This is a genomic window from Promicromonospora kroppenstedtii DSM 19349 (genome assembly GCF_000515355.1).
In the GTDB taxonomy this organism is placed as follows: domain Bacteria; phylum Actinomycetota; class Actinomycetes; order Actinomycetales; family Cellulomonadaceae; genus Promicromonospora; species Promicromonospora kroppenstedtii.
This window is the reverse complement of sequence record NZ_KI911684.1, coordinates 1-1,311: the sequence shown is the minus strand read 5'-3', so window position 1 is coordinate 1,311 and position 1,311 is coordinate 1. Positions and strand designations below refer to the sequence as shown.

Below are 1,311 nucleotides of genomic sequence, written 5' to 3'. Positions count from 1 at the left end.
GGCGTCGGGGACCGCGGCGTCGAACGGCTCCGCGCCGGCCGAGCCCTCCCGCACCCTGCGCCTCGTGCCGAGCGACGCCCTGCCCCGGGGCCTGGCCCTGCTGGACGCGCCGGACATCGACTCGGTCGACACCGCCAACCGTGAGCTCGCCGCGCAGCTCCTCGGGGCGGCCGACCTCTGGCTGTTCGTGACGACGTCCGCCCGCTACGCCGACGCCGTCCCCTGGGACCTGCTGAACCAGGCCGCGGCCCGCAAGGCGCAGGTCGCGATGGTGCTGGACCGGGTGGACCCGGGCGCCGAGGCCACTGCCGACGACCTGCGCGACATGATGGTCGAGCACGGCCTGCCCGACAGCCCGCTGTTCGTCATCGCCGAGGGCGAGCTGGCCGAGGGGATGCTGCCCGAGGACGACGTCGGCGACGTCTCCCGCTGGCTCACCGGGCTGGGCGGCGACGCCGACGCGCGCCGTCGTGTGATCGCCGCGACCCGCGACGGCGTGGTCGACTCCTTGGTGCTCCGGGCGGGCGAGCTGGCCGACGCGGCGGACGAGCAGGAGGCTGCCGACGTACGGCTGCGGCACGTCGTGGACCGGGCCTACGCGGACGCCGTGGCGCACGTGGCCGCGGCGACGTCGGACGGGGCGCTGCTGCGCGGGGAGGTGCTGGCCCGCTGGCAGGACTTCGTGGGCACGGGCGAGTTCTTCCGCGCCGTGGAGGAGGGCATCGGCCGGTTCCGGGACGCGGTGGGCACGTTCTTCCGTGGCAAGCCGAAGGAGGCGCCCCAGGTCGAGAAGGCGATCGCCCACGGGCTGGAGTCCGTGGTGCTCGACGCCGCCGAGGAGGCCGCCGAGCGGTCCTATCAGGGCTGGCGCGGCGACGCCGCGGGCGCCGCGCTGCTGGAGGGCCTGGAGCTGTCGCGGACGCCGGCGGCGCTGCGCGCCGAGGTGGGCGAGCAGATCCGCGGCTGGCAGGGCGACGTCCTGGGGCTCGTGCGCGAGCAGGGCGAGTCCAAGCGCGGCCGGGCCCGCGCGCTGTCCTTCGGGGTCAACGGCCTGGGCGTGGCGCTGATGATCTTCGTGTTCGCCTCGACGGGTGGGCTCACCGGCATCGAGGTCGGCATCGCGGGCGGTTCGGCCGTGCTGGCCCAGCGCCTGCTGGAGGCCGTGTTCGGGGAGGACGCCGTGCGGCGGCTGGCCGTGCAGGCCCGTGACCGGCTGCGCGCCCGCATCCAGGCGGTCATGGACGGGCAGGCGGCCCGCTACACCGCCCAGCTCGACGCGCTCGGGTCCGCGGAGGCAGGCGGTCCCGGCCT

General features: G+C 76.4%; 1 pseudogene. It reads left to right on the top strand.

The window, feature by feature from the left end:
• Nucleotides 1-64: 64 nt before the first annotated feature.
• Nucleotides 65-1,311 (top strand): annotated as a pseudogene (locus PROKR_RS14540) (ABC transporter); the annotation flags it as partial.